The organism is Gemmata palustris (assembly GCF_017939745.1).
Taxonomy (GTDB): Bacteria; Planctomycetota; Planctomycetia; order Gemmatales; family Gemmataceae; genus Gemmata; species Gemmata palustris.
The window spans coordinates 4,191,425-4,214,048 of sequence record NZ_JAGKQQ010000001.1 but is presented as its reverse complement, the minus strand read 5'-3'; the positions used below and the strand labels follow the sequence as shown (position 1 = coordinate 4,214,048).

Here is a 22,624-nt window from a genome sequence, read left to right as displayed (position 1 = left end):
TCGCAATGCCAAACACGTCGGGCACCGCCCGACCTACCGACACCGGTTCTGCTCTCTGTCCTCTGTCCTCTGTCCTCTGTCCTCTGTCCTCTGATCTCTGCCATCGGGTCTCTCCTATGACTTCGATTTCTCCCGGCGGTGCCTCTCTCCTCAACAGGCGCGGGTTCCTGCGCGATGCGAGCACGGGCTTGGGTGGGATCGCGCTGGCCGCGCTCCTCGCGGAGCAGGGGCTTCTCGCGGATGACAAGGCGCCGCTGCGCCCGGACATCAAACCCGATTCGCCCCTCAGCGCGCGGAAACCGCACTTCGCGCCGAAGGCGAAGCGCGTGCTCACGATCTTCTGTTCCGGCGCGGTCAGCCACGTCGATACCTTCGACTACAAGCCGGAACTGGTGAAGCGCGACGGCCAACCCCTCCCGGGGGCCGAGAAGCTCGTCACGTTCCAGGGCGCGCAGGGCAATCTGGTGCGCCCGCTGTGGGCGTTCAAGCCGCGCGGTCAGAGCGGGAAGATGGTGTCAGACCTGCTGCCGAACCTCGCGGGGCTGGCGGACGAAATGTGCTTCGTCCACTCGATGACCGCGAAGAGCAACACGCACGGCCCGGCCGAGAACCAGATGAGCACCGGCTTCACGCTCGACGGGTTCCCGAGCGCCGGGGCGTGGGTCAGCTACGCGCTCGGCAGCGAGTGCAAAGACCTGCCCGCGTTCGTCGCGATCCCGGACCCGCGCGGCGTCCCGCAAGTCGGGCCGAACAACTGGGGGAGTGCGTTCCTGCCCGGCGTGTTCCAGGGCACGCCGTTCACCGCGGACAAGCCCATTCCGAATCTCGCGCGGCCCGGGAGCATCAGCGCGAAGACCGACGCGGACACGCGCGACTTCCTCCAGTTGCTCAACGCCGACCACGCGACCGCCCGCGCGGGCGACTCGCAACTGAGCGCGCGCATCGCGAGCTACGAGATGGCCGCGAAGATGCAGTTGCGCGCGGCGGAGGTCGCGGACCTGTCCAAAGAGCCGAAGTCGGTTCACGCCGAGTACGGCACCGGCGACAAGGACCGGTGGAAGAGCGGGTTCGCGCGCAACTGCCTGCTCGCCCGGCGCCTGCTCGAGCGCGACGTGCGGTTCGTGCAGCTCTTCAACGGCTCTTACGCGATGGGCGAGGGCGTCGGCAACTGGGACGGGCACAAGACGCTGAAGTCGCAGTACGAGGTCCACGCCGCGATTCTGGATAAGCCCCTCGCCGCGCTCCTCACGGACCTGAAACGCACCGGCTTGCTGAAAGACACGCTCGTGGTGTGGGTGACGGAGTTCGGGCGGATGCCCACGTTTCAGAAGGATGCGAGCGGGCGCGACCACAACCCGAAGGGCTTCACAGTGTGGCTCGCGGGCGCCGGGGTGACGCGCGCGCACAGCTACGGTGGAACGGACGAATTCGGCTATCAAGCCGCGGAAAAGCCTGCCACGATCTACGACCTCCACGCGACGATTTTGCACATCCTCGGGCTCAACCACGAGCGCCTCTCGTTCTACCACAACGGCATCGAGCGCCGGTTGACGGACGTCCACGGCGAGGTGCTCGACGGTATCCTTTCGTAAACATCCGCGCCCCGTTCACCCGGAATTCACAGCATTTCGCCCCCTGCGCACCTTGCGGGCCGGCGCGGGCGCGTCAATAATTCTGCACAATCCAACCTCACTCTTCCGTTCTCACCAACCGTGTGAGTCATGGCCAAACAAGCCGTTAAGAAGCCCGCCAAGAAGGTGGCCGCGAAAACCAAGACGACCCCCAAAGCAAAAACTGTGACGACGGCCAAAGGCGCGTCGGTCGCGAAGCCCAAAGCGGCTCCCAAACCGAAACCCAAACCGAAGGTCGATTGGGTCGCGACGCTGAAAACGGGTGCCGCGGGCGTGAAGGAGTGGAACGCGCTTTCGGGCGACGCCAAAGCGCGAGTCAAGCTGAAGGGCGCGGACCTCTCGAACACTGATCTCACCAAGGTCGATTTTAACGGCCTCAATCTCACGGACGTGAACTTCTCGAACGCTAACCTGTCCAAAGCCTCCCTCTCCTACAGCAACCTCGCGGGCGCGACGCTCACCGGCGCGACCCTTGATGGTACGCTGCTCAGTTGGGCGCGCGTGAACGACGGGACCAAGTGGCCCGCCGAGATCCGAATGGCGGACGCGCTGACGTGGGCCGGGAAGGGGCCGGACCCGCGCAAGGTGGCGACGGCCGAAGAGAAGGCGCTGCCGAAGCCGGCGGACTTCGGCGAGTTCCTGACGCGGCTCAAGAAGGTCACCGACCCGGCGAAGCTCGACAAGGCCACGGACATGCTCAAGGCCGAGCGGTTCCGGCTGTACGCGAAGGTCGCGCCGGACCACCTCGTCGGCGTGGTGAAGAGCCAGGGCAACGCGGACCTCGTGTACTCGTGCCGGCTCGCGTCGGACGGCAAGTACAGTTGCGGCACGCAGAATCTGAACATCTGCGGTGGGCTGCGCGGGTCGCCGTGCAAGCACCTGCTCGTGCTCATCGTCGGGCTGTCGAAGGCCGGCGAACTCGACGCCGCGACCGCGCACGAGTGGACCCAAAACACGCGCGGGCAGAAGCCCGAACTCGACAAGGAAGCGATGACCGCCACGTTCCTCCAGTACAAGGGCGCGGAAGCGGGCGAGATCGACTGGCGCCCCACCGAGACCGTGCCCGAGGACTTCTACGCGATGTAGACGCCGTGCTCAGGCGAGTGGCGGCAGAGGTCTGGGCGAACGGCCGGTGTAAGCCGGCCGGTGAGAGCGGCAGCAGTGGCCGGTGGTTGTGTTGAGTGTTTGTGCTCGTGGCACAGGCCTCTGGCCTGTGGAGGCACGCACAGGCCAGAGGCCTGTGCCACCAAACCACGTGCATCGGCACTGGCCAGCAAGAGAGAAGGGTTTTGACAGGGTTAACAGGATCGACAGGATTCGGAAAACGCACGTGATATCTTGATCCGGTTAATTCTGTCAAGATTATTTTAGGGATTTGAGTTATCTGAATCACCAACAGAATTCACACGACATGGCCACGAAGAAGAAAGTCGCCCCGCCTCTAGAAATCGACTGGCCCGCGACGCTGCAAACCGGGCGCGCGGGCGTGGCGCAGTGGAACGAGCGCTCCGAGACCGCGCGGCAAATGACGAAGCTCGGGCGCGGCGACTACGCCGGGTGCGACCTCGCGGGCATCAACTTTGGTGGGCAGTCGGTCCTGAAGTTTCAGGGCGCCGGGGTCGATTTCGCCGACGCGACACTTACTCGCGGGTCGTTCATTGAGGCCGATCTGCGCGGGGCGAACTTCGCCGGCGCGGAGATGACCAAGTTCTGTGCCCGCAACGCGGACCTCACCGGCGCGAAGTTGCCCCACGTGTCGCTCCGGGGCGGGCGCTTGGTCGGCGCGAAGTTTGTGGGGGCCGATCTGAGCGGAGCCGACCTCACGGGCGCGGACATTACGGGGACGGATTTTAGTGACGCAAATTTGACCGGGACCGTGTTCGCTGAGCTAGTCTTCGACCAGACGACCGTATGGCCCGCGGGGTTCGAGATCCCGGCCGGCGCGAAGTGGTCGCCCGATGCCCCGGACCCGCGCTTCAACGGCGTGGGCGAAGAGGCGGTCGCGGTGAGCCTCGACGGGTTGCTCGCGCGCCTCAACAAGGTCATCGACGCGAACCGCATGACGCGGACCGTGGAGATGCTGAAGACCGGCACGAACCAACTGTTCTCGGAGATCGAGCCGGCTGTGGTGCGCGGCGTGGTCCGCAGTCAGCGCGAGCCGGATTTGGTGTACTCGTGTTTGATCGAAGCGGACGGAACGTACTCGTGCGGCACGCCCGATCTGACCGAGTGCATGGGGCTCCGCGGGGAGCCGTGCAAGCACCTGCTCGTGCTGCTCATCGGGTTGACGAAGGCGGGCGAACTCGATGCGGGCGCGGCCGATCGGCTCGTCGTCGCGGCCGGCGGAAAGAAGCACAAATGGAACGAGCGCATCGTAGATCAGGTGAGCGACACTCTTTTGAAATATAAAGGCGCTCAGGCGGGCGAAATTGACTGGCGCCCCACCGAAACCATCCCCGAAGACTTCTACGCGATGTGACTCATGGCCAAGAAGAAACCTGCTGCGAAGCCCGCACCCGCGACGAAGAAGCCGGCCGCGAAGAAACCCGTGCCCAAAACTGTCGTGAATTGGGTCGAGGTGCTCAAGAGCGGTACGGCCGGGGTGAAGAAGTGGAACAAACTCACCGTGGCCGAGCGGAAGGCCGTCAAACTCACGAGCGCCGATCTATGTGGCGCGGAACTCGCGGAGGTGAATTTCCGCGGATTGTCGGCCACGAAGTTGAGGGCCGTGGGTGCGAAGTTCGTGGGCGCGAACTGGGTCGGTACATCGTTCCTGACGGGTGATTTCCACGGTGCCGATTTAATTGATGCGAACCTGCGCGGGTTCAACGGGCGTGACGCCGATTTCAGCGAAGCGAAGCTCGTTGGGGCCGATTTGTGGGAGGGGCGGTTTCTTCGGGCGAAGTTCGTGAAGGCTGATTTGACGCGCGCCAACTTGCTCGAAACCGACCTCACCGGCACCGACTTCACGGACGCCGTGCTGACCGACGCGAACCTGGCCGGCGCGTCCTTCGACCAAACGACCAAGTGGCCCGCCGGGTTCGTGATCCCGGGCGAGGCGCGCTGGCAGGGGAAGAGCACCGATCCGCGCTTGGTCGGGAAGGGGAAGAAGGCCGCGGCGCAGGACATTAACGGTCTCATGGCGCGCCTGCACACGAACATCGACGAGAAGCGCATGAAGCGCACGCTCGACATGCTCAAGAAGGAGCGGAACCAGATCTTCTCCGAGATCGAGCCGACAATGGTGCGCGGGATCGTCCGGAGTCAGCGGGACATTGACACCGTCTACTCGTGCGTCCTCACGGAAGACGGTACGTACTCGTGCGGCACGGCGGACATGGCCCCGTGTATGGGGCTTTCCAACGAGCCGTGTAAGCACCTGCTCGTGCTGCTCATCGGCCTCGCGCGGGCCGGGCAACTCGATCCCGCGACCGCGGACAAGTGGGTCGTCGCGGCGAACAAGAAGGGGCCGCGCTGGAACAAGACCGTGCAGAACCACATCGCCGATTCGTTCTTGAAATACAAGGGCGCGCAGGCCGGCGAGATCGACTGGCGCCCCACCGAAACCGTCCCGGAAGACTTCTACGCAATGTGAGACACCAATGGCGAAGACCAAGGCGACCCAGCCCAAAATCCCGGCCGCGCGCACCGAGTGGGACGACTTCCTCGACGGCGCGCGGGGCGTCTCGGACTCCGGCGCGCTCGCGAAAGCGCTGACGATGCTCCGCGGCGAGAAGTTCCAGCTCTACGCGGACGTGCAGCCCGAGTTCGTGTGCGGCGTGGTGCGCAGCCAGTCGTCGGGCAGCCGCGTGTACGCCTGCCGGCTCGCGAACGACGGCAAGTATTCGTGCTGCACGCAGAACCTGATCCAGTGCGTGGTGTCGCGCGGGTCGCCGTGCAAGCACCTGCTCGTGCTCGTCGTCGGGCTGGTGAAGGCGGGGCGCCTCGCCCCGGCTACGGCACTGGAGTGGCTCGGCGGCGCGCGGAAGATGGGGCGGACCGCCGACGGCCATAAACCGGATAAGGACGTGGTGACCGCGACCTTCCTCAAGTACAAGGGCATGGAGGCGGGCGAGATCGACTGGCGCCCCACGGACACCATCCCCGAAGACTTCTACTCCGCGTAACCGAGATCTCACATGGCGAAGAAGGTCGCGAACACGAGAACGGCGGGGGCGCTCGCGGGCCAGACCGTCGCGTTCGTCGGGAAGTTCGGTTACATGCTCGACAAATACAAGGACGCTTGGGTCAAGAGCGCGGGTGGCACCATCGTTCCGGCGACCGGTACGTTCGAGTACCTCGTTTACGGCGAGGGACGCGGCGGGAAGCCGCCGGGCGACGTCGCGAAGATCGAGAAGCGGGTGCCGGGCGTCACGGTGTTCGACGTGGCCGGGCTCGCGAGGTTCGTGTTACCCACTGCGGCCGAATTCGTGGCCGCCGTCAAGCGAACCGAGCCGACTTACGAATATTGGAGCGCCTTCCAAGCTCTGCTCCACGCGGCGGGGGGTAACTTCGACCTGAGCAACGGCGACTTCCGCGGTACGCACTTGTCGGGTGCGAAGCTCGGTTGGGCGGTTTTGAGCGGCGCGGATTTTCGCGACACCAACTGTGAGTACGCGGACCTCGCGACAACGCACGCCATCAACGGGGCGAAATTCGACCGCGCGAAACTGTACGCGGCCACGCTCCGCAAGGTGAAGGGGTGCAGCTTCCGCGGCGCGGACCTGAAGCAAACGTGGGCGGACGGTGCGACCTACGAGGCGTGCGACTTTCGCGACGCGACCATGCCGGGGGTCCGCGGCGCCCGATCCCAGTTCACAGGCTGCGACTTCCGCTCCGCGGACTTGAGCGACGCGGACTTCACCGGATCGAAATTTCTAAAAGGCGACTTCTCGAAAGCGGATCTGACCCGGGTTCAGGGCTACGGGGCACAATTCACGGACGCGAAGTTCGTAAGTGCCAAACTCCACCGGGCCGACCTGCGGGAATCGTCGCTCAAGGGCGCGGATCTGCGCAACGCCGATTTGCGCGACGCGGCCCTCGGCGGCGCGGACCTCACCGGCGCGAACGTGGCCGGCGCGGACTTCGCCGGCGCCGGCCTGACCGGTGCGACGATTCAGGGGGTGGATTTCTCGAAGGCCAAGAACTTCGTACCGCCCGTCGCGCGGGTTGCGGGGCCGAAGGCCAAAGCGTTCGCGAAGGCGACGACCGGCGCGAAGGGTTTTACGACAACTGCCGAGGCCGACCTGGGCGGGAACGAGCACGCGAAGATGTGCCTGCGCGTGGGCCCGCACGGGCTGCGCGCGTTCGCGAGCCACTACCGCGATGGCGCCGAGGTCTACAACTCGATCCCCGTGCCGACGTTCTTGCAGGGGTTGCTCAACCTGGCGGACCGCTGGCCGAAGGCGACGCTCCGGCTCGACACGGTGCGGGCGAGCGGGAGCCCGACCGTCCGCGGGGGCAAGCTCCGGACGCTGGCGGTCGCGGCGTGGGCCGAGGCGTTCGGCGCGGACCAAGCGACCGACGCGGAACTGACCGATCAACAGAAGGCGCAGGCGGCGGAAGCGCTCCGGCAGCGCGACGACCTGATGGAGCAGCTCCGCGATAAGGGCGCGAGCACGTGGCACGCGATCGACTTCCGCGAGCGGATGCGCTACAACCTGCGCGGGATCGACCTGCGCGGGGGCCGCCTGATGGGGCTCGACATGGCGCGCCGCGACGACCTCCGCGACAGCCGGTTTAGCGGCGCGAACCTGTCCGGCGCGAAACTGTGGGGCAGCGATTTGCACTCCGCGGACTTCACGAACGCGAACCTCGCGGGCGCGGAACTGCAGTTCAGCAAGTGCGAGAAAACATCGTTCGTCGGCGCGAACTTGCGGAACGCGAACCTGAACAACGCGAAGCTCTGCGGGACCGACTTGACGGGGGCACATTTGGAGGGCGCGACGTTCGAGAACGCGCAGTTCGACGAACACACACTCTTCCCAGTGGGCTTTAAAATTCCCGAAAACGTGCTCTGGAAGGGCGAAGGCCCGCGCCCCGGCCCGCGCCGGGCGAAGACCGCACCGCCGGGGAGCATGGACTTCGACGCCTTCTTCAAGGGGCTGACAAAGAAGGTCGAACCCGCTCGGGTGCAGAAGGCAACGTCGATGCTCAAGGCGGAGCGCTACCAGCTCTACGCGGACCTGACCGACACGCACCTTGTTGGGGTCGTGAAGAGCCAGTCAGACAAGGACCTCGCGTACTCGTGCCGGCTCGCCTCGGACGGGCAGTTCTATTGCGGCACGCAGAACTTGAGGGCGTGCGGCGGGCTCCACGGCGCGCTGTGCAAGCACCTGCTCGTACTGGTAATCGGGCTGGCAAAGTCCGGCACACTCGACCCCGCGACCGCGGACAACTGGGTCAGCGCGAGCAAGGACCACAAGCCCGTCATTGACCGGGACGCGGTGAGCGAGACCTTCTTGAAGTTCAAGGGCGCGGAAGCGGGCGACATCGACTGGCGCCCCACCGAGACCGTACCCGAGGACTTCTACACGATGTAACCTGGGACCGCGGGGCGTCGGGGCGCGTGGTCCCAGCGGTTCGGGCGAACGGCCGGTGTAAGCCGGCCGGTGTGAGCGGCACAAGACGCCCGAAGTGAGCCGGCCGACAAGAGAGAAGAGCTTTGACAGGATTAACGGGATCGACACGATTCGGACAACGCACGTGGTTTTGATCCGGTTGATCCTGTTAATCCTGTCAAATATTGCTTCGCGAGATTCGGTGGCAGACGTTCGCAACCAAATCCCGGGAGCAGTCACAACATTAGTCTCGTTTCGAGATCCGTGTAGCGACCAAACGAGCCGCGACCGCAAGGGAGCGGGCTTCCGGTGCGTGGAACCGTGACGATAAACGGGGGCGCCTCCCGCTCCCTTGCGGTCGCGGCTCGCTACAAGGAAACTGAAACGGGACTAGCGGCGTAATCTAGGACCGAACCGAGGCCAATTGTGGACGAGATCGCCGAACTCCGCGACGCGCTCGACCGGCTCCACGCCGCGATGGACGACCTCGTCGTGCGCGGCGTGCGGGCCGCTGGTCCGACCGACATCGCAAAATTGACCGCGCTCCGCGACGAGTTCCGCACCGCCGGGGCCGAGCACCTCGCCGAGAAGTTGGGTACGCTGGTCGACGCCGTCCAAGCCGGCGAGCGCTCCGCGGCGCCCGCGCTGATGCGGGCGGTCACCACGTTCCGGCTGTTCGACCGGATGCTCACGCTCGAAGTCGCGCGCGGGGCACTTAGCCCACCGGTTGCCGTGCGTGGAGACGACGAAGCCGAACCGGAAGGGGACGAGTAGCCCATGTTGCCGCCCGCCGCAGACCGCCCGAAACTCCGCGCCACGCTCGACCAACTGTCGGCCGCGGTCGAAGACCTGCTCCTCGGCGGCCTTACCACCGCGTCCGACGCGACCCGCCAAACGCTCTCCGGGGCGATGCAGGAGGCCGCGCGCCTGCGCCTCCTGCGGCTCGGGGGCACGCTCCGCGTCGCGACGGAAGAACTCGGCCGGTTCACGCGCCAGGAAAAGAGCTTCTCGCGCCGGCGGCTCACGTTCTTCCTCAACCGCGCGTGGCTGCTCAGTCGCGGAATGGGGCACGCCCTCGACACCAGTGACGAGAAGGAGTACGACCGCCTCACGTGGGCACCTCCCGTGCAACCGCTGCCCGCGGTGGAGGTCGTGTGCCTCGGTGCGGTGAAGAAGGTCGCAGAAAATGCCTTCGTGATGTTCGAGTTTCGGCTGCGTGTGGTCGCGGACGCCGGTCCTGTGAAGGCCGGCCAGAAGCTCAGTTGGTCCGCGGTGTTCCCAATCAAGAAAGGGCAGGACATCCCGCCGGAGGGGTTCTTGCACCTGCCACAAAAGCAAAAATTCGCGCCGTTCTTGTTCCTCGAACGCACGACGCTGAACATCGCGAATGCGACCGTTTCCGGTGACGATGTCGGTGGCTGGCGTTTATCGCTGACCGACACGAGTACGATCGCAGTGGGTAAGCCGTTCACCGAGTGGGGCCGGTTCCTCGCGTGGTCCCCTCAGAGTGCGCTCGATCGCCTGGCGAAGCACGTTCCCGGTCCGCTCGATCTCGACACCGAACTGCAAGAAGAGGTCGTGCTCCGCGATTACGAGATCGGTAAGGCCGAGGACGGCGACGAACCCGGCCAGACCGTTTACCCGATCACGATGGGCGCACTCACCCTCCACGCACTCATTGGCGCGGGGGCCGAGGGCAAGGCGCTCAAGAAGTGCATCGACGAGGTCCGCAAGGTGCGCGGCGCGAACCCGCCGCTCTTCGGGCTGATGCACTACGAGCGCTGCCGGCTCGTGTTTCAACCGCTCTCGACCTTCCCCAGTAGCCCGGACTACATCACGATCTCGAAGGAGAACGTGAACAAGGCCGCGCTGCTCAAGGCAATGGACTTCCGATCGTAACCCGGCGAACCCCGCACCCCGCGGGGTTCACTCACCCTCCGCACTCGCGTGCGGGGTTCACCAACTCAGCACGACACATGGCCAAGAAACCCGCCGCCGCGCCCGCGCCGCAAGCCACTGCCGATAGTGGCGCGGTCAGCCCCGAAACCGTGCTCCGCGAGCCCGCCGAGAAGCGGTACGCGGACCAACTCGAAGCGCTCCGACAGAACGACACCGAGACGCCGCCGACCAACTGGAAACTGTCGCCGCGCGCGGTGCTCGCTTACGTCACCGGCGGGAAGAGCCTCAAAGCGACGATCAACGGCAAGAGCGTCGAAGTGCCGATCACGCGGAAGTTCTTCGGCGACGACGGCGTCGTGGAGCGCTCCATCGTCACGCTCGCGTCGGAACGGGCGCTGTTGCTCGTGGGCGAACCCGGCACCGGAAAGAGCTGGTTATCGGAACACCTCGCGGCGGCGATTTGCGGCACGTCGCTGCTCACGATCCAGGGCACCGCGGGCACCACGGAAGAGCACATCAAGTATTCGTGGAACATCGGCCGCATCATCACGGAAGGGCCGACGGCGGAGAACCTGATCCCGTCGCCCGCGATGCTCGCGATGCGGAAGGGGGCGCTGCTCCGGTTCGAGGAACTGACGCGGTGCGTGCCCGACGTGCAGGACGCGCTCGTGTCCATTCTTTCGGACAAGGCGACCGCGGTGCCCGAACTCCCCGGCGACGCGATGGTGTTCGCCAAGCCGGGGTTCAACATCATCGCCACCGCGAACACGCGCGACCAGGGCGTGAACGAACTCTCGGCCGCGCTGAAGCGCCGGTTCAACTACGTGTACATCCCGATCGTGGGCGACCAGAAGACGGAAGTGAAGATCGTGCAGCAGCGGTCCGCGGAACTGCTCGAGCGCTACAACCTGCCGGCCAAGCTCAGTCCGCCCGTCATCGAACTGCTCGCAACAGTGTTCCGCGAGATCCGCAACGGCAAAACGAGCGATGGCGTGAGCATCAAGAAGCCGAGCACCACGCTCTCCACGGCCGAGGCGATCGGCGTCGCGCTGGACGCGGCGCTGCACGCGCGGTTCTTCGGCGCCGGGGAAGTCGGCCCGGCGGACATCGCGCGCAACATGGTCGGCGCAGTGGTGAAGGAGGACCAGGAGGACAAGGTCGCGCTGAAGGAGTACGCGACCGTCGTCGCGAAGAAGCGCGGCGCGAAGGACAAGAGCTGGAAGGAGTTCCACGACGCCCTCGTGGAACAGTTGTGAGCGTAGAGAAGGCAGCTTTCACCACAGAGAAAACCAAGAGAGACGCAAAAAGCAGATTTCACCGCAGAGGGCGCAGAGAGCGCAGAGAAAACCCAAAAACGGAGAGCGCGTGAAAGAGCAACTCAATGCGATATCCGAAACCGTTATTGGGGCAGCGATCGCGGTTCATCGCGAACTCGGTCCGGGCTTGCTGGAGTCCGCTTACGAAGCGTGCCTGGAATATGAATTGATCGATCGGGGGTACTCGGTTGAGCGCCAACTTTCCTTGCCCGTGCGCTACCGCGGCGTCTCAGTGGATTGCGGCTTCCGGATCGATCTGCGCGTGAACGGTTTGGTGATTGTGGAACTTAAAGCGGTCGAGCGGTTGGAGCGGATTCACGAAGCGCAAGTGAACACGTATCTGCGTTTAACGGGCCTACACCTTGGATTGCTAATGAATTTCAACGTGACCAGGATGATAGACGGTGTCAAGCGCATCGTGCGCGAGTTTCCGGAGTGATTACCGCGGCAGCACAGAGAAAAAGAACCGTTCTCAATACTCTCTCTTGGTTTTCTCCGCGCCCTCTGTGCCCTCTGCGGTGAATCTGCTTTTCAAGGTTCTCACTGGTTTTCTCCGCGTTCTCTGCGCCCTCTGCGGTGAAATCTGTCTTCTCTACGCTCTGGTGAGCCATGTCTTCTCAAATAACCGATGCCGGCCTCGACGCGACCGAGATCGCCAAGCGCGTGGACGCCGTGCTCGCCGACCCGCTGTACTGGTTCCCGGTGCGGCACCACTCGCCGACCACCGCGCGCCACGTTCAGGCCGCGATCGCCGCGCGCAAACCGAAGGTCGTGTTCATCGAGGGGCCGTTCGAGGCGAACGACCTCATTCCGCACGTCGTTGATACCGCCACCGCGCCGCCGGTCGCCATCTACTCGTCGTACCGCGACGACGACAACGTTCTCGGGCTGAACGGGTACGCGAGCGCGGCGCCGGACATCCCCGCGCGGTTCGCGGTGTGGTACCCGCTCACGCCGTACTCGCCCGAATACGTCGCGATGAAGACCGCCGCGACGATCAAGGCGGACGTCGTCTTCATCGACTTGCCGCACTACGCCCGCGTCGAACAGCACGCGCCCACGCCCGAGGGCCGGCAACCGCCGCGCGAGGCGCCGGTCGTTGCGCCGAACGAGGACCGGCTCATCGCGAGCAGCGGTTTCTACAAGCACCTCGCGGACGCGGCCGGCTTCAAGAGCTGGGACGAGGCGTGGGACACGCTGTTCGAGAACCCGGTCGCGGACGATTACGAAGTGTACCGCCGGGAGATGGCGACGTTCTGTTGCGCCGCGCGGGCGACCGCGGACCACGCGGCCGAACACGCCGAGGGGACCGTCGAGCGCGAGCGGCACTTCCTGAAGACGATCCGCGAAACACTCGCGGCCCGGAAGCTGAAACCCGCCGACGCGATGGTGGTGTGCGGCGGGTTCCACCTGTTCCTCGACCGCGCGGACAAGGCCCCGCCGCCCGAGTGCCCGGCCGGGACCGTGTACACCACCGTCGTGCCGTATTCATACTTCCGCATCTCCGAAATGTCGGGCTACGGGGCGGGTAACCGCGCGCCGCAGTTCTACCAGACGTGCTTCGATCTGGTCGCGGCCGGGCGCCCGAGCGATATCGCGATGGAGCACGCGATCGCGGTGCTGCGCCAAATGCGCAAGGGCGGCGACCCGCTCTCCACCGCCGACGCGATCTCGGTCACGCACCACGCCGCGATGCTCGCGCGCTTGCGGGGGCGCCCGCACCCGACACTCGACGACATTTCTGACGCGCTCATTACGTGCTGTTGCAAGGGTAACCCAAACGACGAAGGGACCAAACTTCGCGCCGCAATGGACACGGCCGGGATCGGCACCAAGATCGGCAAGGTGACATCGAAACTCGGTCGACTGCCGATCGTGAACGACTTCCACACGCAGATTTCCGATCTCGAACTCGGCGAGGTGCTGGGCAAAGAAAAGAAGATGTCAGTAAAGCTCGACAAGCGCGACGCGCTCGCCGCGCGCCGGTCGGCGTTCCTGCACCGCGTGTCGTACCTGAAGGTGCCGTTCGCCGGGATGGTGAACGTGGGCGGCGACTTTTCCGGCACGCTGTTCCGTGAGGACTGGCACCTGAAGTGGGACCCGAAAACCGAGCCGGCGCTGATCGAGCAGAACCTGTACGGCGACACCGTCGAGGCCGCGGCCCTCAACCGCTTGCGCGAAGCGATGGCACAGGCCGGCACGAACGCGGGTGAAACGTGCGCGCGACTGCTCGAAGCGGTCGATATGGACATGCCCGATCTGGTGCAAGCCGCCGAAGACGCTTGCGGCGACGCCATCGATACGGACGCCTCGTTCCCCTCGCTCGCAACTGCACTTCGACACCTGGGCCGGCTCGAACAGTACGCGGTGTTCCGCGGGCTCCGGCGCAGCGTGCTCGAAGACCTGCTCACCCGGTGCTACGACCGCGCGTGCTTCGCGCTGCCCGACGCCGCAAATGTCCCGGAAGAGGAGCAGCAGGGCGTGGTGGACGGCCTCATCAGCGTCGCGGAGGTCGTGCTGCGCGACCCGATCCGGTACGACCGCGTACTCTTCGCACAAGCGGCACGAACCGCTGCGGCGAACTCGACGGTGCCGTTCCTCCGCGGCGCGTTCCTCGGATTGCTCTGCGAGATCCGCGAATTACCAGCCACCGCACTCGCGGCCGAAGTCGCGAGCCTCGCACTCGCGTCGGTGGAAGTGATGGTGACCGCGGGCGACCTGCTCGACGGGATGCTAGCGGTATCGCACACGTCGCTCATGCTCGGAGCGGAGAGCCTCGTCGCCGCGGTCGATGATCTCCTGAAGGCGGCGGAGTGGGACCCGTTCCTGGTAATGCTCCCGCGACTTCGCGCCGCGATCGAACGGCTCTCGAACTCGCAAAAAGATTCGCTCGCGGCCACAGTAGCGCGGCAGTACGGACTGGCCGGGTCGGAAGACCTGCGTGCGCTGAGTGGCAGCCTCGGTGCGACCGCGCTCGTGGCGCGCCTCGATGCCGCAGTCGCTGCCACACTGAAAAACTGGCCATTGTGAGTATTGGCGATTTGTAGGGTGGGTCCAGGCTTTGCGCAGGCCCACCACGTCGTGCGAAGGTTACCCACGATTCCGGCGCGAGTTTCGTTCGCGCTCGTATTACCGAGAAAGATGGTGGGCCTGCGCAAAGCCTGGACCCACCCTACAAGAACAATGGCGGGTTACCGCGAAGCCGCGACCCATCCCTTACGAGAGCATTTATGCCTCCCGATCCTCACACGCTCGCGCGCTGGCGGCTGGTTCTCGGCAAGACCGCCGAGCAGCACGGTATCAACTGTGGTGGCAACGGCGACGCCGAGCGCATCGAGGAACTCGTGGGGTTCCTCTTTGAGCCCGGCGCGGGCGACGGCACCGGGGGCCGCGGGCGCGGGGGGCGCGGCGGTGGCGGACGTTCGTCCGGTCGCGCGGGCGGCAGCGGCGGGCCGCAACTCACCGTGCCCGATTGGGTGGATCAGGTCAACGAACTGTTCCCCAACCAGTCCAAAGAGGTGATGCAGAAGGAGCTCGTGAAGCGCCGCGGGATCGCGGAACTGATGGAGAAGCCCGAGCTGCTCGAGAAGATCGAGCCGAACATGGAGCTGGTGAAAACGCTCCTCACGCACCGCGACCTGCTGAACGAGAAGACGCGCATACTGGCACGCAAGATCATTGAGCAGGTGGTCGAAGAGTTAAAGCGCAAGATGCAGGTTCAGGTCGAACAGGCCATTACCGGGGCGATCCGTAAGGACCGGCACTCGCCGCGGAAGGTGTACCGGAACCTGGACCTGAAGACCACACTCCGGCGCAACCTGAAGAACTACGACCCGGACACGGGCAAGCTGATGGTGGACCGGGTGTTCTTCTACGCCGCCGAGCGCAAGAAGAAGCCCTGGCACGTGATCGTCGTGGTGGACCAGTCCGGGTCCATGCTCGAAAGCGCGATCTTCTCCGCGGTGATGGCGTCCATCTTCGCCGAACTCCCGGCGGTGAAGACCTCGCTCGTGCTGTTCGATACCGAAGTGGTCGATCTCTCCGATCAGGTCGGGCAACCGGTGGACGTGCTGCTTTCGATCCAACTCGGCGGCGGAACGGACATCACGAAGGGGCTGATGTACGCGAACGAACTCGTGCGCCAGCCGGCGCGCACGATCGTGGTGCTCATTACAGACTTCTACGAGGGGCGCGACGAAAAAGACCTCGTGGACCAAACGCGCCTCATGGCCGATAGCGGCGTCCGCATGATCGGTTTGGGTGCGCTGGGGTATGATGCGCGCCCCTCGTACAACAAGCCGACCGCACAGAAACTCACGAAAGTGGGGATGGACGTGCTCGTCTGCACGCCGGAAAAGCTCGCCGAGTGCATGGCCCAGATCATTCGGGGCTAGCCCGGTTTCTTGTAACGAGCCGCGACCGCAAGGGGCGGGCGCCTCCACTCTCTTGCGGTCGCGGCTCGTGATGATGACCTCGAAGTGAGGTTTTTGTTAAGAGCGATTCACCGCAGAGGGCACAGAGGGCGCGGAGAAAAACCGGATTGAAAGCCGACCATCTCTGCCTTTGCTCTTCTCCGCGCCCTCTGTGCCCTCTGCGGTGAAACACTCTTTGCACTTCTACGGAGTCGAGCCGTGCCGCAGGCGAAGAAACCGCGCTGGGTGGTCTACATCCTGCGGTGCGCGGACGGTACGCTGTACACCGGCATCACTACCGATCTGGCGCGCCGGCTTGGTCAGCACAACGCGGGGACCGCGTCCAAGTACACGCGGGCGCGCCGGCCGGTCGCGGTGGCGTACCGCACAACGGTGAAGACGCACGGCGACGCGCTCCGCCGGGAACTCGCGATCAAGAAGCTGACTCGCACGGCAAAAGATGCGCTCATCGCGAAACAGGCGAAGCGCCGAAAACGTGCGTGACAACAACTCGAAGGACACCGATGAACCGTTCCCTCTCCCGGATCGCGGTTAGTGTGTTGTGCTCGCTTCTGCTGCGCGGTTCGCTCCGTGCGGAAGAGTCGATTCACGTGGAGTCGGGGGACGCGGCCAAGATGCGGCACGAGCGCGTCGCGGCGCGCCGGAAAGGGCCGGGGATCATCTGCCACCGCGGGGCGTCCGAGCACGCGATGGAGAACACGCTCGAAGCGTTCCGCGCCACCTTTGAACTCGGCGGCGACGGCAACGAGATCGACATTCGGATGACGAGCGACGGGGTGCTCGTCGTCTTCCACGACGACCTGCTCGACCGGCACCTCGAAGCCTACGGCGACGCGGGCGATTACACCTGGGCCGAACTCCAGCGGTTCCGCTTCCGCGCTCCGGGGAAGTTCGGAGCGCAGTGCCGCATTCCCACGCTCGCGGAGGTGTTCGCGCTGCACCGTGCCTACGCGGGCCTGATGCACCTCGATATCAAGCGCACCGGACTCGATACCGCGATCGCCGAATTGCTCACGAAGATGGACATGTGGGGCCACGTCGCGTTCGCGAACAGCGACACCGGTGGGATGATCCTCAAAGACCCGCGTTTCAAACCGCAGCGGTACAAGGCGGGCCTTTACCTCGATCATGGGGAGGTCTTCCCGGACGCGATTGAAGCGGTACTGAAGAAACCCGGCGATCACGTAATCGCGGACGACCCGCGCGGCGTCGCGGTCGCGCTCGGTCGCAAACTCGGCAAACTCTCAAAAGAGCCGGTCGCGCCACGCAAGCCCGAACCACGTATCGATGCGAAATCGCCTACGAAAGCCGATCTACTCGCCATTCTTCGCGCGGCCGACGATTGGAACGCTCCGGCGGAAACGTTCGCGGGTCGAATGATCTCCGGCGCACGCATCCGAACGCGCGCTCGGGCGGCCGAGGAACTGTTCGCAGTTGGTGCGTCATCGAAGGAGGCGCGCTCTGTTCTCGAAGAGCGCGTGCGCAAGCGGAGCCTGCACCCGCACTGGATGTTCCACGGCTTCGACGGGGCCATGTCGCTGCGCACGCTCGTTCTGCTCCGCGCGCCGAACGCGGTCGATCTGGCGCGATTCGTTCTTTGGCGCGACGACCCGGCGCTCGAACCGGTAATTGACCCGCGCTGGAAGAATCCGCGGGCGTGGACCGACTTCCGCGTGAAGATGGTCGTCTTCCCCGCTCTGGCGAAGTGCCCCGGCGCTGCAACCGAGAAGCTCTGCCGCGACTACCTCGCGCTCACCGATGCCGAAGCGCGAGAACTGGGGCCGGCGCAATTCGAGGAGGCGGGAAGAGCGCTTCTTGCGGTCAGCCCCAAAATGGAAACGGCACTCGAACTGTTCCAACACCGGCTCCAGGAGGTTCGCGGGCGAGCGGTCCTCGATTGCCTCACGCACGCGACCGAGGGGTGGGCGCTCGCCGCGCTCAAGAAGGGCGCCCCGCACGCGCTCGCGTACCGCGTCGAAGAATAGCGCAGGCACTCGGCGAGGAACCGCTCATCCACCGTCCGTTGCGAGTAGTCCGAGTTCACGGGGAACGCGGACGACCCGCACACGGTGGGGGACGAGTGATGATCGCGCTGTTGCAGGCGAGCGTGCTCGCGATATCATCTTTCGGGTTCGGGGCTCCGGTCCTTGCGGATCGGGCCGACGAGAAAGTGAAGGTCGAGTTCCGGCGCGCCGAGACGAAGAACGCGGAGGGGCTGGTCGAGGCCAAAGTGGAGGGCACGCGGACCAAAGTCTATCTGCACAAAGAAGCCGACGCGACCAATAAGGACATCGCCTCGGCCCGCGTGTTCGAGGACGACAACAAGAAGGTGCTGATTGAGGTCACCTTCACCAAGGACGGCGCGAAGAAAATCGCTACCCTCTCGGGCGAGCACAAGGGGAAGCCGGTCGCCGTGGTGATTGACGGGAAAGTGGTGTGCGCGCCCGTTCTGCGTGCGCCCCTCACTGACAAAACGCAAATCTCCGGGTCGTTCACCAAGGACGAGGCGGAGAAGATCGTGAAAGGGCTCACCGCCCCGTAATCATCCCGACTTGCTGTTCGCGTTCCACGGCTCGATTTGCTTGAGCTTCTTCGCTTGGAGCGCTTTGTAACAGTCTTCGAGATCGAACGAACGCAACACGCCCGGCGCGAACGCCGACAGCGGCCACGAGTACGTTTCCGACTGCGCCACATCTGCGTAGTTCGTGAGCGCGTTCTTCAGTGTGATGCGCGTCACCCGATCCGAGAGTACGGCCGCGAAGGTCGCGGGGAGAGTGCCCCATCCCTTGGCGACGAGGTGAACGTCTTTGTGGCCGATATCGCCGAGCCAATCGAGTACGCGGAGCACGTCGAACGTCTTCTGCCCGATGTACGGCTTGTCGAGCATGAGACCGTGGATCGCGTAGAAGTAGTCGTTGCCGTAGGCGGCGAGAAACTGGTCGGTTCCACCACACGTATTGGGGCGCGATTCGCCCACGCCCCGCACGTCACACGCATAAAACGCGGCCTTGGGCTCGGCTTTGACCAACTCGGTGAGGAACGCCTCTTCGCGCAATTCGGCGTCGGCGGAATGGTGCGAGACGTAGAGAATCGCAGCGCCTTCGTCCTTCGTGGGGCGCGACAGGTGGGCTTGGTCGCTCAACCGGTACACCACCGCGACCGCGGGCTTTTCGGTTTCGATGACGTAGGTCGTCGCGTGCGGCTTGGGGTATTTCCTTCCTCCGGCGGGCCGAAGGATGCGGAAATCTGGTACGCCATCGCGCTTCGGCAAACCCAGTGTGGTCTCGATGTGGACCTTCAGCGGGTTGCCAACGAGCGGCATTCGCTTCGCCGCGAAGTGCTTCGCTTTCTCGGCAGTGAACGAGAACACGGTGCGAGATTTCAGTTCGCTCACCTGCCCCTTCGGAGCACAGAGCAAATCCTCTTCTTTCTCGATGGTCAGTTTCGGCTCGGTCTTTTCGTTTGAGACGCCCGTTACGTGATTGAACCAGCGGTACATCGCCTCGCGGTTCTCAACGGTGTAGCCGTGCCCGGTCGGGCCGACGTGCAACTTCACGTTCTCTTCCGCGCCGAGCAGAGCGTAGATGTTCTTCAAGCGCCGGTACGCTTCCTCCGCGCCGCGGACGTCGAAGTAATCCTTTTCTTTCGCGAGGACGATGACCGGTTTGGGCGCCAGAGCCGCGAGGAAATCGGCGTGGTCGAGACCGAGTGCGAGCGCGCGGGGCGGGCACTGTTCCGTGTCGGCCGGGAGCTCGTTTTCCAGGTTGCGCCGGAACGTGGTGACGAAGCACCCGGGCGCGGCCATCGTCCAGCGCGCGTCGAGACCGCACAGCCACGTCGTCATCGTGCCGCCGCCGGAGTTGCCGGTGATGCCGACGTGCTTCGGGTCCACTTCCGGGCGCGACAAGAGGTAATCGAGCGCGCGAATGCCGTCCCACGCGCGCCAGCTCCCGAAGAACTCGCCGACGAGGAACTGCTGGTTGCCCGCGAGCAGGTGCTCATCGACTCCGATCCCGGGGCGGATCGATTTCTCGATGTGGGCGTACTGGAGGCGCTCGCCCTGACCGATCGGGTCGAAGACGAGCACCACATAGCCCATGCGTGCGAGACCCTGGCAGAACGACTGGTACGCGGAGTCGGCCTTGCCGTTACGCGCGTGCCCGCACGACCCGACCACGCCCGGTCGGGGTCCGTTCGCCCCTTTGGGAAGGTACAAGTTCGCGGTGATGAAGAACCCGGGGCGGCTCTCGAAGATCACCTTCTCGATGGTGTAGGCGTCGCGTTCGAGTTTGCCGGTGACCTTCGCGTTGAGCGGCGTCTTCTCGGGAAACGGCCCGAAGCACTTCGCGATCTTCTCGCGTACCCCGCGGATGTAGGCCTCGGCGTCGGCTTTGGTTTTCAGCTTCGCGCGGGCCTCGGTCCCGATCCGCTCCGCGGCGCGAACCTGTTCGACGAAGAATTCCTGAACGGTTCGTGGGAACCGGTTGAGCGGTTCGAGCGCGGGAGATTTCTCGTCAGCGAGCGCACTGAGCCCCTCCAAGCCGAGCGCGAGTGATGAGGCGGCAGCGGTGCGGAAGAAGTGCCGGCGGGAGAGTGGAGGGAAGGGGAGCGACATGAGCCGTTCTCGTTGTGGTTGCAAGAACTCTAACCAATGAAAAATCTGTCTCTTCCGACACCGTGTCCAGGATCGTATGCCGCAATTTCGGGCCGGGGGCAAAAGAAGGCGCGGAAAGCGCCCTGAAGATCCCTTTGCCGTCGCTCACGTTTTGAACGAGCGAGCCGGTTAGTCCCGTTTCGGTTTCCGTGCCGGGTCGCCGGGGCGTCTCAGACATTTGGGTCCGCAGCGGGACCGGGGGCGCGCCGGCACTCGGCGAGGCGGCGCCGCAGGAACTCTTCGTCGGTGCTCGCGCTCGTCAAGCGCAGCGCCTCCCGCCAGGCGCGCTCGGCGGCGGCGTGCTGGCCGAGGCGGAAGTGGAACTCGCCGATGACCGCGTACCAGCCGGGGTAGCGGGCGGGGACGTTTTCCGGGGCAACGGCGGCCAGACGGTCGAGCCCGGCTCGCGGGCCGCGCAGGTGGGCCTCGGCGACGGCCCGGTTGAGCGCGTGAACCGGCGACGGCGCGATGCGGTCGAGCGCGTCGTACCCTTCGGCGATCCGGCCCCAGTCCGTGTCCGCGAAGTTCGGCGCCCGGCAGTGCTCCCAGGCGATGCCCGCTTCCACGTGATAGCGCGTCAACTCGTCGCCGGCGGCGGACCGGGCGAGCCACTCCATGCCCTCGCGCACGTCGCCCCACTTCCAGGTCGAGCGGTCCTGCTGCTCGAACAAAACGATGCCGCCGTCGAGGGCGACCCGCGCGTCGAAGCGGGCGGCGTGGAAGCACATCAGGGCGAGCAGGGCGTGGACCGCCGGGACGTCGCCGACGGGGTGGGCGGCCAGCATCCGCGCCAGCCGCCGGGCCTCGTCGCACAGGTCGCGGCGGATCGGGACATCGGCGTGGGTGGCGTGGCACCCCTGACTGAACAGGAGGTAGATGATCGAGAGCACCGCGTCCAACCGGGCGCGGAGCTGAGGGGCGGCGGGCGCCTCGAAATCGACGTCCAGGTCGCGCAGCCGATCTCTCGCCCGCTCGATGCGCTTCTGGACGTTGGCCTCGGTGGTCAGCAGACCGCGGGCGATCTCGGCCGTACTGAACCCGCAGAGCGCCCGGAGCGCGAAGGCGACGCGCGACTCGCCCGGTACGTCTTCGTGGCAGCAGACGAAGAGCAGGCGGAGCGGCTCGTCACCGATCTCGTCGGCGAAATGCGCTTCGGGCGGCGCCGGCTCCCGCGCGGCCCCGTCCGCCAGGTGCGGCAGTACCCGGGCGTGGGTTTGCTCCCGCCGCAGGGCGTCGATCGCGAGGTTGCGGGCGGTGCGGTAGAGCCACCCGGCCGGGTCTTCGGGAACGCCGCGCCGCGCCCACGTCTCCAGGGCCTGCGCGAGCGCGGTCTGCACGACGTCCTCGACCAGCTCGAGCCGGCGCACGCCGAGCGCCCGGGTCAGCACGGCGACGAGTCGGCCGAACTCGTGGCGAAAAAAGTGCTCCACCAGGGCGCGCGGTTCGCTCATGCGTACCCGGCCAGTTCGCGGATCTCGATCACGTTGTCGCCCGGGCACTCCCGAGCGATTGCCAGCGCCGCGTCGTAGTTGTCGGCTTGGATCAGGCTGAAACTGGCGACGAATTCTTTGGCCTCCACGTAGGGGCCGTCGGTCACGATTCCCGCTTTGATGAGCCGTCCGTCCGGTTTCAGCCCGTCGCCGCCGGGCAGGATCGACGCGCTGAACTTCTGCATCCAGGCGTACCACTGGCCCCCCAGCGCTTGCATTTCCTCGGGAGACGGCCGGGATTGGGGGTCGGTGGAGTGGCGAAAAATGAACAGGAACTTCGGCATGAGACTGTCCTCCGAACGGTTTCACGTGCTTGGGCCGGGGCTCTTTTCTCCGGCCCTCCGGTGGTACGACGAACGAGGTGCGACCGCTCGGACACTGCCACCGGTTTATTTTGCGCGCGTCGCCGGAAGCGAGCGATTGGAGCGCGGCGCCCCCTGGAAGAGCACCATCGAACGCTCGAGGCGGGGATGAGAGTGCCGGCCAATAGGAGCGCCGGGACCGACAGATGGTACCCAACTTACCAGACCGTGGGAAGCCGGACGCGCTTCTCGGACAACTGACATCGGAACTTGAGGTGAAATAGCGGACACATCGGGAGAGCCGGGTTCGTGTTCTCTAGTAAATCACGAGCAATTGGG

Annotated in this window: 18 protein-coding genes; 15 read left to right on the top strand and 3 right to left on the bottom strand. The window is 65.3% G+C overall.

Annotated features, from left to right (window positions below; all coding sequences use genetic code 11):
- Positions 1 to 116 precede the first annotated feature (116 nt).
- The 15 genes from J8F10_RS17350 (at position 117) to J8F10_RS17280 (ending at position 18,381) form a co-directional block, all read left to right on the top strand.
- Positions 117 to 1,592 (top strand): DUF1501 domain-containing protein, encoded by a 1,476-nt coding sequence (locus J8F10_RS17350; RefSeq protein WP_210655726.1) that lies wholly within the window; start codon positions 117 to 119, stop codon positions 1,590 to 1,592.
- Positions 1,593 to 1,721: 129 nt separating this feature from the next.
- Positions 1,722 to 2,717, top strand: coding sequence for a pentapeptide repeat-containing protein (locus J8F10_RS17345; RefSeq protein ID WP_210655724.1), 996 nt, complete (start codon positions 1,722 to 1,724; stop codon positions 2,715 to 2,717).
- A gap of 325 nt (positions 2,718 to 3,042) precedes the next feature.
- Positions 3,043 to 4,110: a pentapeptide repeat-containing protein gene (locus tag J8F10_RS17340; RefSeq protein WP_210655722.1), complete on the top strand. Its 1,068-nt coding sequence runs from the start codon at positions 3,043 to 3,045 to the stop codon at positions 4,108 to 4,110.
- Between the two features lie 3 nt (positions 4,111 to 4,113).
- Positions 4,114 to 5,226 (top strand): pentapeptide repeat-containing protein, encoded by a 1,113-nt coding sequence (locus J8F10_RS17335; protein ID WP_210655720.1) that lies wholly within the window; start codon positions 4,114 to 4,116, stop codon positions 5,224 to 5,226.
- Between the two features lie 7 nt (positions 5,227 to 5,233).
- On the top strand, positions 5,234 to 5,758 hold the full coding sequence (locus tag J8F10_RS17330; protein WP_210655718.1) for a hypothetical protein: 525 nt from the start codon (positions 5,234 to 5,236) through the stop codon (positions 5,756 to 5,758).
- 12 nt (positions 5,759 to 5,770) lie between these two features.
- Complete coding sequence (locus J8F10_RS17325; RefSeq protein WP_210655716.1) at positions 5,771 to 8,173, top strand: pentapeptide repeat-containing protein; 2,403 nt, start codon at positions 5,771 to 5,773, stop codon at positions 8,171 to 8,173.
- Positions 8,174 to 8,617: 444 nt separating this feature from the next.
- Positions 8,618 to 8,965, top strand: a complete 348-nt coding sequence (locus tag J8F10_RS17320; protein WP_210655714.1) for a hypothetical protein — start codon at positions 8,618 to 8,620, stop codon at positions 8,963 to 8,965.
- A 3-nt stretch (positions 8,966 to 8,968) separates the two neighbouring features.
- Positions 8,969 to 10,090: a hypothetical protein gene (locus tag J8F10_RS17315; protein WP_210655712.1), complete on the top strand. Its 1,122-nt coding sequence runs from the start codon at positions 8,969 to 8,971 to the stop codon at positions 10,088 to 10,090.
- 77 nt (positions 10,091 to 10,167) lie between these two features.
- The gene (locus J8F10_RS17310; protein ID WP_210655710.1) at positions 10,168 to 11,346 is read left to right on the top strand and encodes an ATP-binding protein; all 1,179 of its coding nucleotides are present in this window, start codon (positions 10,168 to 10,170) and stop codon (positions 11,344 to 11,346) included.
- A 109-nt stretch (positions 11,347 to 11,455) separates the two neighbouring features.
- Positions 11,456 to 11,845: a GxxExxY protein gene (locus J8F10_RS17305; protein ID WP_210655708.1), complete on the top strand. Its 390-nt coding sequence runs from the start codon at positions 11,456 to 11,458 to the stop codon at positions 11,843 to 11,845.
- Between the two features lie 170 nt (positions 11,846 to 12,015).
- The gene (locus tag J8F10_RS17300; RefSeq protein WP_210655707.1) at positions 12,016 to 14,436 is read left to right on the top strand and encodes a DUF5682 family protein; all 2,421 of its coding nucleotides are present in this window, start codon (positions 12,016 to 12,018) and stop codon (positions 14,434 to 14,436) included.
- Between the two features lie 200 nt (positions 14,437 to 14,636).
- Complete coding sequence (locus J8F10_RS17295) at positions 14,637 to 15,800, top strand: VWA domain-containing protein (protein ID WP_210655705.1); 1,164 nt, start codon at positions 14,637 to 14,639, stop codon at positions 15,798 to 15,800.
- A 237-nt stretch (positions 15,801 to 16,037) separates the two neighbouring features.
- The gene (locus J8F10_RS17290; RefSeq protein WP_210655703.1) at positions 16,038 to 16,322 is read left to right on the top strand and encodes a GIY-YIG nuclease family protein; all 285 of its coding nucleotides are present in this window, start codon (positions 16,038 to 16,040) and stop codon (positions 16,320 to 16,322) included.
- A 20-nt stretch (positions 16,323 to 16,342) separates the two neighbouring features.
- Positions 16,343 to 17,824, top strand: a complete 1,482-nt coding sequence (locus J8F10_RS17285) for a glycerophosphodiester phosphodiesterase (RefSeq protein WP_210655701.1) — start codon at positions 16,343 to 16,345, stop codon at positions 17,822 to 17,824.
- A gap of 98 nt (positions 17,825 to 17,922) precedes the next feature.
- Positions 17,923 to 18,381, top strand: a complete 459-nt coding sequence (locus tag J8F10_RS17280; RefSeq protein ID WP_210655699.1) for a SecDF P1 head subdomain-containing protein — start codon at positions 17,923 to 17,925, stop codon at positions 18,379 to 18,381.
- Here J8F10_RS17280 and J8F10_RS17275 read toward each other — a convergent pair whose 3' ends face one another.
- The 3 genes from J8F10_RS17275 to J8F10_RS17265 all read right to left on the bottom strand — a co-directional run bounded on the left by J8F10_RS17275 (position 18,382) and on the right by J8F10_RS17265 (position 22,267).
- Positions 18,382 to 20,454 (bottom strand): alpha/beta hydrolase family protein, encoded by a 2,073-nt coding sequence (locus J8F10_RS17275; RefSeq protein ID WP_210655697.1) that lies wholly within the window; start codon positions 20,452 to 20,454, stop codon positions 18,382 to 18,384.
- 209 nt (positions 20,455 to 20,663) lie between these two features.
- A complete protein-coding gene (locus tag J8F10_RS17270) occupies positions 20,664 to 21,944 on the bottom strand; it encodes an RNA polymerase sigma factor (protein ID WP_210655695.1) in 1,281 nt (426 codons plus the stop codon).
- Positions 21,941 to 22,267 carry a YciI family protein gene (locus J8F10_RS17265; protein WP_210655693.1) on the bottom strand — a complete coding sequence of 109 codons (327 nt, stop codon included), beginning with the start codon at positions 22,265 to 22,267 and terminating at the stop codon, positions 21,941 to 21,943. Before J8F10_RS17265 ends, J8F10_RS17270 begins: the two co-directional genes overlap by 4 nt.
- Positions 22,268 to 22,624: the final 357 nt, after the last annotated feature.

Coding starts and splice junctions, on each gene's coding strand:
- J8F10_RS17350 (WP_210655726.1), top strand. CDS start 117: ATGACTTCGATTTCTCCCGGCGGTGCCTCTCTCCTCAACAGGCGCGGG.
- J8F10_RS17345 (WP_210655724.1), top strand. CDS start 1,722: ATGGCCAAACAAGCCGTTAAGAAGCCCGCCAAGAAGGTGGCCGCGAAA.
- J8F10_RS17340 (WP_210655722.1), top strand. CDS start 3,043: ATGGCCACGAAGAAGAAAGTCGCCCCGCCTCTAGAAATCGACTGGCCC.
- J8F10_RS17335 (WP_210655720.1), top strand. CDS start 4,114: ATGGCCAAGAAGAAACCTGCTGCGAAGCCCGCACCCGCGACGAAGAAG.
- J8F10_RS17330 (WP_210655718.1), top strand. CDS start 5,234: ATGGCGAAGACCAAGGCGACCCAGCCCAAAATCCCGGCCGCGCGCACC.
- J8F10_RS17325 (WP_210655716.1), top strand. CDS start 5,771: ATGGCGAAGAAGGTCGCGAACACGAGAACGGCGGGGGCGCTCGCGGGC.
- J8F10_RS17315 (WP_210655712.1), top strand. CDS start 8,969: ATGTTGCCGCCCGCCGCAGACCGCCCGAAACTCCGCGCCACGCTCGAC.
- J8F10_RS17310 (WP_210655710.1), top strand. CDS start 10,168: ATGGCCAAGAAACCCGCCGCCGCGCCCGCGCCGCAAGCCACTGCCGAT.
- J8F10_RS17300 (WP_210655707.1), top strand. CDS start 12,016: ATGTCTTCTCAAATAACCGATGCCGGCCTCGACGCGACCGAGATCGCC.
- J8F10_RS17295 (WP_210655705.1), top strand. CDS start 14,637: ATGCCTCCCGATCCTCACACGCTCGCGCGCTGGCGGCTGGTTCTCGGC.
- J8F10_RS17285 (WP_210655701.1), top strand. CDS start 16,343: ATGAACCGTTCCCTCTCCCGGATCGCGGTTAGTGTGTTGTGCTCGCTT.
- J8F10_RS17280 (WP_210655699.1), top strand. CDS start 17,923: ATGATCGCGCTGTTGCAGGCGAGCGTGCTCGCGATATCATCTTTCGGG.
- J8F10_RS17275 (WP_210655697.1), bottom strand. CDS start 20,454: ATGTCGCTCCCCTTCCCTCCACTCTCCCGCCGGCACTTCTTCCGCACC.
- J8F10_RS17270 (WP_210655695.1), bottom strand. CDS start 21,944: ATGAGCGAACCGCGCGCCCTGGTGGAGCACTTTTTTCGCCACGAGTTC.
- J8F10_RS17265 (WP_210655693.1), bottom strand. CDS start 22,267: ATGCCGAAGTTCCTGTTCATTTTTCGCCACTCCACCGACCCCCAATCC.